The organism is Streptomyces sp. NPDC017979, from assembly GCF_044328175.1.
Taxonomy (GTDB): Bacteria; Actinomycetota; Actinomycetes; order Streptomycetales; family Streptomycetaceae; genus Streptomyces.
This window is the reverse complement of record NZ_JBIRGU010000008.1, coordinates 271,182-285,934: the sequence shown is the minus strand read 5'-3', so window position 1 is coordinate 285,934 and position 14,753 is coordinate 271,182. Positions and strand designations below refer to the sequence as shown.

Genomic DNA, 14,753 nt, shown 5'->3' with positions numbered 1-14,753 from the left:
GTTGCGGTCAGCTTCCGTCCGCAAGGTGGCGGCGTCTGCCCTGCGGGGTGCCTTGACCCGTGCGGCCCGGTGGTGGGGTGGTCGCGCGGAGACCGACGCGCCCGCAGGGCATCGGCGAGGTCGTCAGGGGGTGCGGACAACCACGCGCAGGTCGCACGGATCAATGCGCCCGCAGGAGGTGTCCACGTCGCCCCGCTCCGCAGGCACCCGCACGGACGGGCGAAAAAAATCATTGGCACATGAACGGGATCGCGTCGTACGTTACGCAATCGCCGTCCGCCCGGCGCCCCCACGCCCGCCCGCGGACCGTCCCCCCACACCCACCGCGGCGACTGGAGAACCATGACCGGACCGAGCCTGGCCAAGGAAGACGACGACGCGGCCGCCGAGGAAGGGCTCTTCTCGCGGCGGTACGCCTCCACCACCCTCACCTTCGCCGTGGTGGAGTTCCTCATCGGCTTCGCCGCGCTCGCCGTGCTGCCCACCCTGCCCGTCGCCGCGCGCGACCTCGACGGGGTGGCGCTCTACCCCCTCGTCGCGGGCTGCTTCGTCGCCGCCAGCCTGCTCGGCGGGGTGGTGGGCGGGAACTGGGCCGACCGGGCGGGAGCCCAGCGGCCCCTCGCCGCCGGCGTGGGGCTCGCCGTGATGACGCTGCTGGTCTCCGCCACCAGCACCTCCGTCTGGCAGTTGGCGGCCGGGCGCTTCCTGGAGGGGCTGGCCGCGGGCATGGTCATGGTGTCCATCAACACCGCCATAGCCCACTCCTTCCCCGACCACCTGCGTCCGCGTGCCCTCGCGCTGATGAGCACCTGTTGGATCATCCCCTCGCTGATCGGCCCGCCGGTGGCGGGCCTGGTGGCCGCCGAATGGACGTGGCGGGCGGTGTTCTTCGGGCTCGCCGCGTTGAACGTGCTCCCCGCGCTCGCCGTCGTGATCGTGCTGCGTCGACGCGCGGCCGCCGCCGCGCCGCCCGCCGCGTCGAAGGACAAGGCTCCGCGTCCCGCGCTGCTGGTCGCGGTCGCGGTGAGCCTGGGCGCGGCGCTCGGGCAGTACGGCGTGTCCGGCTGGAACGCGCTCCATCTGGCGTGCACGGCGAGCGGGGTCGTGCTGCTCGTCGTGTTCGCGCCCCGGCTGCTGCCGCCCGGCACCTGGCGCGCCGCGCGCGGACTGCCGGCGACGATGCTGCTGCGCGGGCTGCCGTCGGGGGCGTACTTCACCCTGGAGGCGTACGTGCCCCTGCTGCTCGACTCCGAGCGGCGCATCCCGGCCGTCCAGACGGGCCTGGCGTTCACGGGCGCCGCCTTCGCCTGGGCCGGCGGCTCGTGGATCCAGGGCCAACTGCTGGTGCGCTGGCCCCGTCACCGTACGGTCGCCGTCGGCGCGCTGGTGTTCGCGGCCGCCATCGGCCTCGCCGTCGCGAGCACGTTCCGCTTCGTCCCGGCGCAGGCCGCCGCGGTCTCGCTGGTGGTCGCCGCGGCGGGCATGGGGATGCTCGCGCCCTCGGTCACCCTGCTGGCGCTCAACCACAGCCCGCCCGACCGCCAGGGGTACGCCAGCAGCGCTCTGCAAACGACCCAGAACTTGGGGCAGATCGCGGTGTTGGGCGTCGCGTCCGCGGCGTTCACCCTGGCCCAGAGCTTGGCGTCGGAGCCGCTGGTCGCGTACGGGACGACGTTCGTACTGATCCTGGTGCCCGCGCTGCTGACCGCGCTCCTCGCACCCCGCGCCCGTACGGCCTAAGCCGCCGGTGCGTCGGCTTCTTCGCGCCCCGGCTCCTCCTTCTCCTTCAAGGAGAGCGTCAACTCGCCGTCGCGGGCTTCGACGAGGACCATGTCGCCCGGGTTCAGCGTGCCGTCGAGCAGCATCGTCGACAGCCGGTTGTCCAGCTCCGACTGGATGGTCCGGCGCAGCGGCCGGGCGCCGAACTCGGGTTGGTAGCCCCGGTTGGCGAGGAGTTCCTTGGCGCCTTCGGTGATGTCGAGGTCCACGTGCTGGGCGTGCAACCGGCGCCTGGTGCCCGCCAGCAGCAGATCGACGATGCGCACCAGGTCCGCCCGGGTCAGGGCGTGGAAGACGATGACCTCGTCCACCCGGTTCAGGAACTCGGGCCTGAAGTGCGCCCTCAGCTCGGCCATCAGCTCGTCACGGATCTCGTCGACCTCTCCGTGGTGGTCCAGGATCGTCTTCGAACCGATGTTGCTGGTCATGATGACGACGGTGTGGCGGAAGTCCACCGTGCGCCCCTGGGCGTCGGTCAGCCGACCGTCGTCGAGCACCTGGAGCAGCAGGTTGAAGACGTCCGGGTGCGCCTTCTCGACCTCGTCGAAGAGGACGACGCTGTACGGCTTGCGGCGCACCGCTTCGGTGAGTTGGCCGGCCTCCTCGTACCCCACGTACCCGGGCGGTGAGCCGATGAGTCGGGAGACGGTGTGCCGCTCCTGGAACTCGCTCATGTCGAACCGCACCATGCGGTCGGGGTCGCCGAACAGCAGCTCGGCGAGGGCCTTCGCGAGCTCCGTCTTGCCGACACCGGTGGGGCCGAGGAAGAGGAAGCTGCCGGTGGGGCGGTCCGGGTCGCCCATGCCGGCCCGGCCCCGGCGCACCGCCTGGGAGACCGCGGTGACGGCCTCGTCCTGGCCGATGACGCGTTCGTGCAGGGCGTCCTCCAACTTCAACAGCCGTTCCCGTTCGGTCTCGTTGAGCTGGGAGACGGGAATGCCGGTGCGGGCGGAGAGGACTTCGGCGATGTCGTCCGCCGTGACGCTCGCGGTCTGTTCGCGCTCCTCGCCGCGTTCGGCGAGTTCCCGTTCGACGTCGCGCAGGCGCCCCTTGAGTTCCCCGGCGCGCTCGTAGTCCTCGGCGCTGACGGCCTCGTCCTTCTCCCTCCGCAGCTTGGTGAGCCGGTCCTCCAGGTCGCTGAGCCCGGACGACCCGCCGACCGACCGCAGCCCCACGCGTGCACCGGCCTGGTCCATGAGGTCGATCGCCTTGTCGGGCAGGAAGCGGTCGCTGATGTACCGGTCGGACAGCGCGGCGGAGGCGTCCAGCGCCTCGTCGGTGAAGCGCACCTGGTGGTGGGCCTCGTAGGAGTCGCGCAGCCCGCGCAGGATCTCGACGGTCTCGTCCACGGTGGGTTCGGGCACCATCACCGGTTGGAACCGGCGCTCCAGCGCGGCGTCCTTCTCGATGTGCTTGCGGTACTCGTCGATCGTGGTGGCGCCGACGACGCTGAGGTCCCCGCGGGCGAGCGCGGGCTTGAGGATGTTCCCGGCGTCCATGGCGCCCTCGCCGCCGCTGCCGGCTCCCACGACGGTGTGGAGTTCGTCGATGAAGAGGACGACGGACTTCTTGGCCGCGGTGACCTCGTCGATCACCTTCTTCAGACGTTCCTCGAACTCGCCGCGGTACTTCGAGCCGGCGACCAGGCCCGGCAGGTCGAGGGCGACGACGCGGCGGTTGCGCAGCGCCTTCGGCACCTCGTCGGCGACGATCCGCTGGGCCAGCCCCTCGACGATCGCGGTCTTTCCGACGCCGGGGTCGCCGATCAGGACGGGGTTGTTCTTGGTGCGCCGCGACAGCACCTCGACCGTCTGCTCGATCTCCTCCGCGCGCCCGACCACCGGGTCCAGCCGGCCGCCGCGCGCCTCCTCGGTGAGGTCGCGGCCGTACTGGTCGAGGGTGGGGGTGTCGCCGCCGCCGGCCGGCTCCGGTCCGCCCTGCGGCGCGGCGCCGGCCAGCGCCCCCGGTGCCACGCCTTCGGAGCGCAGGGCACCGGCCAGGCCGGACCGCGGGTCGTCCGCGAGCGCGGCGATCACGTGCTCCGGGCCGATGTAGGACGCACCGGTCGCCTGGGAGCGGGCGTGTGCGGCGAGCAGGGCGCGCTTCGCGGCGGGGGTGAGGGAGGGCTCGACGTCGCCGCCGCCGGTGGGCAGCGTCCTGGCGACGTCCCCGGCCAGCCGGTCCGGGTCCACGCCCGCCTGCTGGAGCACCTGTCGCCCGGCCGGCACCTGCGTCGCCGCCCACAGCAAGTGCCCGGTGTCCAGGTCGGACCCGTCCTCGGCCGCCCGGGCGCCGGCCGCGGCCAGCAGTTCGTGCGCGGAGTCGCTGAGCAGCCGGCCGATGGGGACGCGTTGCACCGCCGGCGGTGAAGCGGCCGGGCTCATCCCGAAGAAGCGGTTGAACAGGTCGGAGAACGGGTCGCCGGACCCGAAGGGCGAAGTCGTCACGTCGATCATCCCTCCGGCGCGCACCGGCGCGGTGCACCACCGCGCACCCGGCACTCGCCGCGTCGATATGCACGTAGTGCCCGAACTTCCACCATTGTTCCCCGCGTCGCCGCCTCCGGCGACCGGAGCGAGCCGTAGGCCACGCGCCCGCGAGGCCCCGCCCCTTCGCTCGGTGAGGGCGCCTGCGCCCCGTCTGTGGCTGGTCGCACAGTTCCGCCCCCGTCTCCCACAGGGCCCGGGGGACCCCAGTGCTTTTAAGGGCGCGGGGAACTGCGCGACCAGCCACGACGCACCCGCGCAGACCAACACTCCCGCAGGACTACGGCGTGTTTGTCCAGTGGCGCTGAGACCTCCCCACGCCCTCTGGTCACAGGGGGCGGAACTGCGCAAACGCCCCCACCGAGCCGCAGACACCAACGCACCCCGCAGGGAAACCGCGGCTTCGCCCAGACGCACCAGGGCCAAGCGGTCGGCCTCGCAGGACGGAGCACCGCGCCTGGCGCAAGGGCCTGCCGAAGGTCGGTGGACGGCGCACCGATCTCCTACCTAAGGTCACGCCGTGCCTGACATATCGCTGACCACGCTCGTACTGCTCGCCGTCGCCGCCGCGGCGGCCGGATGGATCGACGCGGTGGTGGGCGGCGGCGGACTGCTGCTGCTCCCCGCGCTCCTCCTCGGCCTGCCGCAGGCCCCCGCCGCACACGCCCTGGGAACGAACAAGGCGGTGGCGATCGTGGGGACGACGGGCGCCGCCGTGACGTATCTGCGCAGGGCGACGATCGACGTCCGCACGGCCGCACGGATCGGCCTTGCGGCGCTCGCCGGATCGATGGGCGGGGCGTTCTTCGCGGCCGGCATCAGCAGTGCGGTGCTCCGGCCCGTGATCATGGTGGTGCTGCTCGGAGTCGCCGCGTTCGTCCTGCTGCGCCCCGGGTTCGGCACGCTCCCCGAGGAGCGGCGGCGGGCCGTGACCCGGGCGCGGAAGGTGACCGCGATCGTGGTCGTCGGCGGTGGGATCGGGTTCTACGACGGGCTGTTCGGGCCGGGTACGGGGACCTTCCTGGTGCTCGCCCTCACCGCCGTGCTCCACCTCGACCTGGTGGCGGCTTCGGCCACCGCGAAGGTGGTCAACGTGTGCACCAACGCGGGCGCCCTGGTCATGTTCGCCTTCCAGGGCGCGGTGATCTGGCAACTGGCGGCCGTCCTCGCCGTGTTCAACCTGTTGGGGGCCACGGTCGGCGCACGGATGGCGCTGCGCAAGGGGAGCGGATTCGTCCGCGGGGTGCTGCTGAGCGTCGTGCTCCTGCTGGTGACCAAGCTCGCCTTCGACCAGTGGGGGCCGTGAGCCCCCGCTCCCCCGCGCCCGGCCGTCAGTTCCGCTGCTTGAGCGCGCGGTCGAACAGGTCGATCAGCTCCGACCAGTGGCGCTCGTCGGACGCGCGGTCGTAGGCGTCGGTGTCGGCCTGGGTGAAGCCGTGGTGCGCGCCGGGGTAGACCTCCGTCCGATGGCGTACGCCCGCCGATTCCAGCGCTGCTTCCAACCGGTCGATCTGCTCGGTCGGCATGGCGCGGTCCTGGTCGGCGTGGCCGAAGTACGCCTCGGCCCGGATGGCGCCCGCGAGCAGGTGCGGGCTCTGCTCGTCGTCGGCGGCCAGGTTCGAGCCGTGGAAGCCGGCGACGGCGGCGACGCGGTCCGGGAAGGTGCCGGCGGTGCGCAGCGCCAGGTTGGCGCCCAGGCAGTAGCCGACGACGCCGACCGGCCCGTCCGTGGTCAGCGGGGAGTCCCGCAGCCAGTCCACGTGGGCGCCGGCGTCCCGCATCGCCGGCTCCGGGCCGAGCGACTGGATCAACGGGAGGAGTTGTGCGAGGAGTTCTCGGCGCCGCGGGCCGTCGATGAAGTCCGGCAGGGCGACCACGGGGGCCGGCCCCTGCCGGTGGAAGAGGTTCGGCACCAGGACGGCGTAGCCGTGGGACGCCAGCCGGTCCGCCATCTTCCGTACGTGCTCCCGCAACCCGAAGGCGTCCGAGAAGACGAGGACCGCGGGGTGCGGTCCGCCACCGTCGGGGTGGGCCAAGTAGGCATCGGCGGTGCCGTCCGGCGTACGGACGTCCACGCTCCCTCCGTGCACAGCAACCATGTTCGATCCCTTTCCGTCCTTCCGGGAGCCTGCTTCGTCGGCTCGCTCCGTGCGCCCTACGCCCCGGGCACTTCGACGATCACCAGGGTGCCCCAACTACCGGGGCGCACCGAGTGCCGCGCGCCGGCCGGAATCCGGTACACCCCGCCGGGGCCGACGGTCACCGCGACGTCGTCCACCACCAACTCCAACTTCCCGACGAGGACGAACAGCATCTCGGCGGCGCCGTGGGACTCGGCCTCCACCGGCTTCTCGTCCATCCGCAGCACCTTGACGCTGGCCGTCCCCACCTGCCCCAGCAGCCGGGAACTCCAGGCGTCCGGCAGTGCGTTTGCCGCTTCGAAGACGTTGATCGGGCCCATGGCCTACCTCTCAGGGGCGCCGCTCGACAGCAGGCGCCCGCGGCACGTTCGGTGGATGCCAGGGAAGCTACCCGAGTCGCGCCGGGCCTTGGTCGACCGTTCGGTAAAACCTCGGAGCGGCCGACGCGAGCCGCCGTCCCCGAAGCGGTCCACGGCTCCGACGACCCCGCACCAGCCGGCCCGACGGCCCGGTACGGTTCCCGCATGGACGTTTCCGCAATGAGTTCGAACGATGACGCCGTGACCCCGGCGACACGGGTCAAGGAGGCCGCGCGGCGCCAGTTGGTGCAGGTGGGGGCCGCAGCGCTGACGCCGGAAGCCGTGGCGCACGGCGGGGACGTGTCCGTCGCCGAGGTGACGGACGCCTTCCCCGACCGGGACGCCCTGCTGACCGCGCTGGTCATCGACGCGTACAACGCGTCCGCGGCCGAGATGGAGCGGGCGGACGAGGCCGCCAGGGAAGCCGGCGCGTCCGCGGGCGCGCGACTGCTCGCGGCCACCCGCGCGCTGCGCGCCTGGTCCTTCGCCAACCCCGGTGACTTCACCCTGATCTACGGCTCCCCGGTGCCCGGTTACCACGCGCCCCAGGACACGGTCCCGCCCGCCTCCCGCACGCCTGCGGTCCTGGCGGCGATCGTGCTGTCCGCGCTGGAGGCGGGGGAACTGACCCCGCCGCGCCGCACCCTGCCGGGTCCGCCGCTGCTGCTGCCCGCGGCCGAGGAACTGTTCGGCGGCGCCCCGCCGGCACCGTACTCGGACCTCCTCGAACGCGGCATCGCGCTGTGGAGCAGCCTCGTCGGGCTGTTGGTGTTCCAGGTCTTCAGCCGTACCCACGACAGCGTCAGCGACGAGGTCGCGTACTTCGACCACGCCATCGCGGTGGCAGCCGAGGGCATCGGTCTGGAAGTGCCCCTGGACGCGCCCGTGAGCGCGCAGACCGACTGAATCATTCGCCGCACCAGCGGCACCGGTAGGAAATCAGGCAGTGAACACCATCAGAACCCTGTGCTTCGTCATCGCAGCACTCTCTTCGTACGCCGCGCTCGTCTACCGGCTGACCCAGGCCAGGCGCAGTTGGCAGGACAGCGCGTACCGCGCACTGATCACCACCCTGGTGCTCCAGTGCCTCACCTTCACCATGGGCGCCGTCGCCATGGGCGGCGACAGCTTCCTCGGCGTCGGCAACCTCGCGATCCTCGGCATGCACCTGTCCGCGGTCGCGTTCTGCGTCAGTGCGCAGATCATCCTGCTGCGCTGGGCGGCGGCCGACGAGGACGCCCGGCGCAAGTCGCGCTACTGGGTGATCATTGGGATCGCCCTGAACGCGGCGCTGACGGCGCTGTTCTTCCTCGCCGACGGTCCCGGTCGGCCCTCGTCGGACTTCGACACCGGCAGCGGCCAACCGCTGGTCCTGGTCTACCTGTTGGCGTTCATCGTCTCCCAGGCGGTGCCGTGCGTGACGATCTTCCGCCAGTGCGGTCCCTACGCGCGGCTGACCGACAACGCCTCGCTGCGGCAGGCCCTGCGGATGTTGTCGGTCGCCGCGATGGTCCTCTTCCTCTACTGCTCGGCGCGGACGGTCAACATCCTCACGGCCGCGGCGGGGGTCGACATCGGCGCGTGGGCGCTCGCCTCGAACGTGTTCAGCGCGGCGGGCATCGCGATCCTCTCGCTCAGCCTGACGAACTCCTCGTGGGGCCCTGCGGCGGCCCGGTCCCTGGAGTGGGTGCGCACCTACCGTTCGTACCGGGCGCTGTATCCGCTCTGGCGGGACCTGTACGAGTCCTCGCCGGACATCGCGCTGGAGCCACCGGGGGCTTCGGTGTCGGCCTCGGTGTCGGACCTCGACTACCGGCTGCACCGTCGGGTGGTGGAGATACGGGACGGGTGGCGAGATCTGCGCCCCTACATCGACCGAACGGACCGGGCCGCCGACGGTCCGGAACCGGGTGCAAGCGAGGAGTCGCGGCAGGCGTTCACCGAAGCGGCGCAGCTCAGACGGGCGCTGCACGCCAAGCGGGCCGGCACCATGCCGCACGACAACAAGGACGCGGGCGACTTCGACGACCGGGACCCGGACAATTTCTCCGCAGAGGTGGCCTGGCTCACCCAGGTCGCATCGGCCTACAGTAAGCTCGGCAGGGCAGGTTGAGAGCTCCCGCCCGGTTTGCATCCCCCGTCAAACCGGGCGGGCCTCCCCCGTGTCTCCCCCGTTGCGTTGCACTTCGCCGGGCGGATGGCTTCCACCCGGACCGACCCGACCCATCCCCCGAGGGTCGGACCGGTCCGACGCCACTGAGCAGGCCAACCGGGCACCCCCGTGATCCAAGTTAGCTGTCAGCTATCGGCGGGTTCCAACGTTGGCAAAATCCCGCCCAATTGTCAACCGACCGCTAATCTGTGACACTGCTATATAGCCAAGGGCTATGCCGAGGAGGTGACGGGAGGACCATTCACCATGACCGCGACTGACGACGAACGGCCCCTGCTCGCCGTGCGCCTCGACGACCTGTTCAAGACGGTCCGCCCCAAGGGCAAGCACTGGACCAACGCCGAGGTGGCGGAGGAGCTGAAGCGGACGAACCCCGATCTGAAGGTCGGGGGCGTGTATCTGTCGCAGTTGCGAACGGGGAAGCGGTCCAATCCTTCACCCGACCTGCTGGCCGCCCTGGCGCGATTCTTCGGCGTCTCGGTGGCCTACTTCTTCGACGACGAGGTCGCCGAGTCGGTGCTCGGCGAACTCGCCGCGATCGAAGCGCTGCGGCAGTCCGGCGTCCGGGCGGTGGCGATGCGCGCGGCCGGGATGAAGAAGGAGAACCTCCAGGCCATCACCGCCATCATGGACCAGTACCGACAGTTGCAGGGCCTGCCGCCCGTCACCGACTCCACCGCCCCGGAGTGAGCGCGTTGAGGGGCGTCAAGAAGGACCGGCCGTCCGAGCAGGACCGGGCGCGCCGCAGCCAGCTCAAGAAGCTCCGCAAGGCCGGTGCGCAGCGGATCGCCGCGCTCGACCTGCCGGAGGTCTCCGACGTGGCGGAGCTCTGTCGCCACCTCGGCGAGGTGCGCAGCCGGCCGATCACGCTCGTTCCGATGCCGATGCCGTCCACCCACCCGTGCGGGATGTGGGTCGCCGCCCGCGACGAGGACCTCATCTTCTACGACGCCAACACCACCAGCGCGCATCAGGAGCACATCATCTTGCACGAGCTGGGACACATCATCTGCTGCCACCGCGGGGCCGGCGGGCTGGACGAGGACGCCGCCCGGCTCCTCTTTCCGAACCTGGACCCGCAGATCGTGCGCGACATGCTGCTGCGCGCGAGCTACGACAACGTCCAGGAGCAGGAGGCGGAGATCATCGCGTATCTGCTCGCCCAACGACTGGGCGGCGCCGAGCAGTTGCAGGGCGCCCCGGAGGCCACGGCGTCCAAAAGGGGCCGTGACCCCGGGCACAGCGCCCTGCTCAGCCGGATAGAACGCACCCTGATCTGAGGGCGGGCGGCGTACGTGCGGATGCGCGGCGGCGGGGGTGACGGCTCATCGGCCGGTCGCCGCGGCCACCTCCTCGGCCAGCACCGCCACCGCCCGTCGCACGTCGTCCTCCCGGTGCTCGCTGGTGACGAAGAAGCGCAGCCGCGACAGCCCCTCCTCCACCGCCGGGTGGAAGATCGGGTCCGCGATGACGCCCCGCTCGTAGAGCCGGTCCGCGACGCGCAGCGTCCGCGCCGAGTCCCCGAGGATGCACGGCACGATCGGGGTGTGGGCGCTGGAGCCGGTGGCGATTCCCGCCGCGGTGGCCGAGCTGAGGAAGAGTTCGGAGTTCCGGCGCAGTGCTGCCAAGCGCTCCGGCTCGGCGAGGATCAGCTCGGTGGCGGCCAGGGCCGCGGCCGCGTTCGCCGGGGTGAGACCGACGCTGTAGACGAAGCCCGGCAGCGTGTGCCGCAGCCAGCGCACCATGCGGGCCGAGCCGCCGAGGTAGCCGCCGCAGCTCGCGAACGCCTTGGAGAGGGTGCCCATCCACAGGTCCACGTCGCCGCGGTCGACGCCGAAGAACTCGCCGACGCCCCGGCCGTGCTGCCCGACGGTGCCGATGCTGTGCGCCTCGTCGACCAGCAGCAGTGCGCCGAAACGCTTCTTCAGCTCGATGACGGCCGGCAGGTCGACCAGGTCGCCGTCCATGCTGTACGCGCCCTCGACGGCAATGAGCACCCGTCGGAACCGGGAGCGGTTGCGCCGCAGCACGTGTTCGAGCTGGTCGACGTCGTTGTGGGCGAAGGGGCGACGGGCGGCGCCGGACAGGGCGCAGCCCTGGAGGATGCTGTCGTGGGCGAGCGCGTCGTGGACCACGAGGTCACCGTCCCCGACGAGGTGCCCGATCGCGGTGACGTTGGTGGCGTGGCCGCTCACCAGCGTCAGACAGTCCCCCACGCCGAGGAAGTCGGCGAGCGCCCGCTCCAGGCGGACGGTCAGGTCGCGTTCGCCGGAGAGGACCCGGCTGGCGGAGACGGAGCTGCCGTAGCGGTCGATCGCCTGGTGCACGGCGTCGTTGACCTTCGGGTGGCCGGAGAGCCCCAGGTAGTTGTAGCTGCCGAAGGACAGGTAGGGGCGGCCCGCTATCACCGTGGTGGAGCGGATGTTGCCCTCGTGGACGCGGAAGTACGGGAAGTCCGCGCCGCTGTCGACGATGGAGCCGAGGCGCCGTTCGAACTGCCCCACTTCCGGGAAGTCGTCCACGCTCGCGGTCTCGGCCCGCCAGGGCACGGCGGGTTCAGGTGCGGCCGACTCTTGCCCGGCGGGCTCCCGCGGCTCGACCGGGGGTGCAGGGGCGTCCGCCGCCGGCAGTGCCCGGCCCGGAGCGACCAGGCCGATCAGTCCGGCCACGGTGAGATCGGGCGCGTACAGCTCCTCGCTCTGGAAGCCGGGCACCCGCTTGCCGATGTTGGTCTCCAGCTCCTGGAGCATCAGCGAGTCGAAGCCGAGGTCGGCGCTGAGTTTCATCCCTTCGCCCAGGTCGGCGCGGGGGAAGACACCGGTGCGGGAGACCTCTTCGAAGACGATGGACGCGGCCCGGGGCGGGGCCGGCAGGGAGGCGGGAGGCGGCTGCTCGTGCCCGGTCGGCGTGGGCGCGAGCGCTGTCCCGTACGGCTCCCCCGGTGGGACTTCGGGCCCTTCGACCTCGCGCGCGGACTCGTTCACGACCCAGTGGTGGCGCGGCGCGAGGGGGCTGGGCGGCAAGGTGTACGGCGGGGTGCGCCGGGTGAGTGGGCGCAGTCCGGCGCCGGTGGTGGCGCGTTCGGCGAGTACGGTCAGCGCTTCCGTACGGTCTTCGGCGGACAACGCGTCCGGCAGGGGTTCGGCGACCTCGGGCGGCGAGCTGCCCGGGGGCACGGTGCCCACCGTCAGCCCCGGGCCGATGTGCCCGTCGCGACCCGCGGCGACGGCCGCCGCTGCCGCGGTCAGCTTGGCGACGGCGTCGTCCGCGTCCCGTACGACCAGCGCGAGGCGCTCCGCGTGGGACTTCCGGTTCGCCAGGGTGTCCGCCACCCGGTCGATCGAGGGGTGGTCGGTGGCGACGGTGTGTGCCAACTCCCGGGCATACCTGACGAGTCCGGCCCGGTCGCGGGCGCTGAGGACCAGCAGGTGGGGGCCTTCTGCCGGGGCGGGGCGCAGCGGTGTGGCGGGGCACTGCTCCACCACCATGTGGACGCCGGTGCCGCCGAAGCCGAAGGCGCTCACCCCGGCGCGGCGCGGCTGGGCCCGCCCCGGCCAGGGCGTGGGCTTCGTCGCGACGCTCAGCCGGGCGGCGTCGAGCGCGGCGCCGCCGTCGGCGAGGTCGAAGTCGGGCTGCGGCGGTATGACGCCCCGCTGCACCGCGAGGACGGACTTGATGAGGCCGGCCATCCCGGCGGAGTTCAGCGAGTGGCCGACGACCGCCTTCACGGCGCCGAGGAAGGCGGGTTGCGCCTGGGCGCCGCGGAGTTCGCCGAGGACGCCCAGTTCGACGGGGTCGCCGACCGCGGTCCCGGTGCCGTGGGCCTCCAGGTACCCCACCGTGTCCGGTGCGACGCCGGCGTCGCGGTACGCGCGGCGCAGTGCGCGCAGTTGGCCCGCCGCCTGGGGGTGCATGCCGCCCTGGACGGTGCCGTCGTTGGCGGTGCCGACCCCGCGGATCACCGCGTAGACCCGGTCGCCGGCGGCCAGTGCGTCGCCCAGCGTGCGCAGCACCAGCACGCCGGCGCCCTCGCCGAGGACGAAGCCGTCGGCCTCCGCGCCGAAGGGGAGGCACCGGCCGCTGCGGGAGATGGCGCCGATGCGGCACAGGCCCACCAGCAGGTCGGGGGCGAGGACGAGTTGGGCGCCGCCGGCGAGGGCGATGCGGGTGCGGCCGGCGCGCAGCGCGTGCACGGCGTTGGCGACCGCCATCAGTCCGCCGGAGCACGCCGCGTCCAGCGCGTAGCTCTCGCCGTGCAGGTCGAAGACGGAACTGACGGTGTTGGGGCCCATGTTGAGCAGGAGTCCGGCGACCGATGAGCCGTGCAGGCCGTCGACGCCGCGGACGGTCGCCCGCCAGTGCGGGTCCTCGGCGCGGGCGCCGAACTCGCCGCCGGCGAGCTGGCGCATGCGGATCTGCATGGTGCTCAGCTCGCGGTAGCCGCTCTCGGTGAGCGCGGTGATCACCGAGGTCTCCTCGCGGTCGAAGCCGTCGACCTCCCAGCCGGCGTCCTGGACCGCCTCGCGCGCGAGGTCGATCAGCAGCCGGTGCTGGGGGTCCATGGCTCTGGCCCGTCTCGGTGGTATGCCGTAGTGCGCCGCGTCGAAGTGGCCCACGTCCGGCAGGAGCGCCATGGTGTCGGTGTACGTCGCCGAGGTGTCGCGGAAGTCGTCGCTGAGGAAGGACGCGGTGCGCCAACGCGACCGCGGCACCTTGGAGAACTGGGCCTGCGGGTCGGTCAGCAGTTGCCAGTACTCGTTGACGTTCCGCGCTCCGGGGAAGCGGCACGCCATGCCGACGACGGCGACGTCGTCGTGGTGTCTCAACCGTGGTTCGGGCTGGTTCGCGACGTTCATCGGGCGGCCCCCTCGCGCTGGCGCCACCAGTCCACGGTCGCCTTGACCTGCTCTTCGAGAGGGGTGGCCCGGGTGGTGAACTCCGCTTCGTACGCCCGGGAGTCGACGACGAAGGGCCGGTCGAACTGGTAGCGGACCTCCTTCAACTCGCGCAGCAGCGGGGAGAAGAGGGCGCCGAGGCCGAGGACGGCCGGCGGGAGTCCGCGTACGGCGACCGGGGACGTGCCCGCTTCGGCGGCGAGCAGGTCGACCATCTCGCGGACGGACAGCGGGGGTTGCGTCGGACAGTGCCAGGCTCGTCCCCAGGCGCGTTCCTCGCCGGCGACCTCGACCATGGCCTCGGCGACGTCGGGGAGGTAGGTCCAACTGTGCGGGGCGTTCGGGTCGCCCAGGGTGGACACGGCCTTTCCGCGCAGCAGCGCGGGCATGACGCGGCCGGCGAGGTGCCCGCCGTCGGTCACCGTGGGGCCGAAGAAGTCGCCGGCCCGGACCTCGACGGCCTTGATCCGGCCCTGCTCGTGCAGGGACCGCGCGTGCTCCCACGCCCGGGCGCGCACCCGCCCCTTGGTGCCGGTCGCGGCGAGCGGCAGCTCTTCGGTCATGGGCCCGCCCACCGGGCCGTAGCCGTAGAGGTTCCCCAGCATGACGAGGACCGCGCCGGTCTCTTCGGCGGCGGCGCACGCGGCGGCGGTCAGCGGAGCCCATTCGGTGGCCCAGCGGTGGAGCGGCGGTGCGGCGCAGTGGTGGATCGCGGTGGCGCCCCGCGCTGCTTCGATCAGGCTGCGGCCGTCGGCGGCGTTCGCTTTGACGTGCTCGATTCCCGGTTCCGGGGTTCGGCCCGATCTGGTGATGACCCGCACTGAATGACCCTTTTCGGCCAACAGACGAGCGGTGGCGGCCCCTGCGGGCCCGAAACCAATGACGACTTGAGAACTCACACCGGCACACTAACCCGCACC

Annotated in this window: 11 protein-coding genes; 6 read left to right on the top strand and 5 right to left on the bottom strand. The window is 72.2% G+C overall.

Annotated features, from left to right (window positions below):
• The first annotated feature begins 342 nt into the window (after positions 1-342).
• The gene (locus ACH4E8_RS22150) at positions 343-1,740 is read left to right on the top strand and encodes an MFS transporter (protein ID WP_398450714.1); all 1,398 of its coding nucleotides are present in this window, start codon (positions 343-345) and stop codon (positions 1,738-1,740) included.
• Here ACH4E8_RS22150 and ACH4E8_RS22145 read toward each other — a convergent pair.
• Positions 1,737-4,235, bottom strand: coding sequence for an ATP-dependent Clp protease ATP-binding subunit (locus ACH4E8_RS22145; RefSeq protein WP_398450712.1), 2,499 nt, complete (start codon positions 4,233-4,235; stop codon positions 1,737-1,739). The genes ACH4E8_RS22150 and ACH4E8_RS22145 overlap by 4 nt on opposite strands.
• Before the next feature lie 550 nt (positions 4,236-4,785).
• On the opposite strand from ACH4E8_RS22145, the gene ACH4E8_RS22140 reads away from it, so the two are divergent.
• Positions 4,786-5,571: a sulfite exporter TauE/SafE family protein gene (locus ACH4E8_RS22140; RefSeq protein ID WP_398450710.1), complete on the top strand. Its 786-nt coding sequence runs from the start codon at positions 4,786-4,788 to the stop codon at positions 5,569-5,571.
• A 25-nt stretch (positions 5,572-5,596) separates the two neighbouring features.
• Here the strand turns inward: ACH4E8_RS22140 and ACH4E8_RS22135 are convergent, their stop codons facing one another.
• Positions 5,597-6,340, bottom strand: coding sequence for a dienelactone hydrolase family protein (locus ACH4E8_RS22135; RefSeq protein ID WP_398450708.1), 744 nt, complete (start codon positions 6,338-6,340; stop codon positions 5,597-5,599).
• An 80-nt stretch (positions 6,341-6,420) separates the two neighbouring features.
• Positions 6,421-6,726 (bottom strand): cupin domain-containing protein, encoded by a 306-nt coding sequence (locus ACH4E8_RS22130; protein WP_398450706.1) that lies wholly within the window; start codon positions 6,724-6,726, stop codon positions 6,421-6,423.
• A gap of 219 nt (positions 6,727-6,945) precedes the next feature.
• On the opposite strand from ACH4E8_RS22130, the gene ACH4E8_RS22125 reads away from it, so the two are divergent.
• From ACH4E8_RS22125 to ACH4E8_RS22110, 4 genes are all read left to right on the top strand, one after another.
• A complete protein-coding gene (locus ACH4E8_RS22125; RefSeq protein ID WP_398450704.1) occupies positions 6,946-7,671 on the top strand; it encodes a TetR/AcrR family transcriptional regulator in 726 nt (241 codons plus the stop codon).
• A 40-nt stretch (positions 7,672-7,711) separates the two neighbouring features.
• On the top strand, positions 7,712-8,878 hold the full coding sequence (locus ACH4E8_RS22120) for an MAB_1171c family putative transporter (protein ID WP_398450702.1): 1,167 nt from the start codon (positions 7,712-7,714) through the stop codon (positions 8,876-8,878).
• Positions 8,879-9,184: 306 nt separating this feature from the next.
• The gene (locus tag ACH4E8_RS22115; RefSeq protein WP_398450700.1) at positions 9,185-9,628 is read left to right on the top strand and encodes a helix-turn-helix domain-containing protein; all 444 of its coding nucleotides are present in this window, start codon (positions 9,185-9,187) and stop codon (positions 9,626-9,628) included.
• Positions 9,629-9,633: 5 nt separating this feature from the next.
• Positions 9,634-10,218, top strand: a complete 585-nt coding sequence (locus tag ACH4E8_RS22110) for a toxin (RefSeq protein ID WP_398450809.1) — start codon at positions 9,634-9,636, stop codon at positions 10,216-10,218.
• Positions 10,219-10,263: 45 nt separating this feature from the next.
• On the opposite strand, the gene ACH4E8_RS22105 is transcribed toward ACH4E8_RS22110, so the two are convergent.
• Positions 10,264-13,794, bottom strand: coding sequence for an aminotransferase class I/II-fold pyridoxal phosphate-dependent enzyme (locus ACH4E8_RS22105; RefSeq protein WP_398450698.1), 3,531 nt, complete (start codon positions 13,792-13,794; stop codon positions 10,264-10,266).
• Positions 13,791-14,732 (bottom strand): NAD-dependent epimerase/dehydratase family protein, encoded by a 942-nt coding sequence (locus ACH4E8_RS22100; RefSeq protein ID WP_398450696.1) that lies wholly within the window; start codon positions 14,730-14,732, stop codon positions 13,791-13,793. The genes ACH4E8_RS22105 and ACH4E8_RS22100 overlap by 4 nt, the downstream gene beginning before the upstream one ends.
• Positions 14,733-14,753 lie beyond the last annotated feature (21 nt).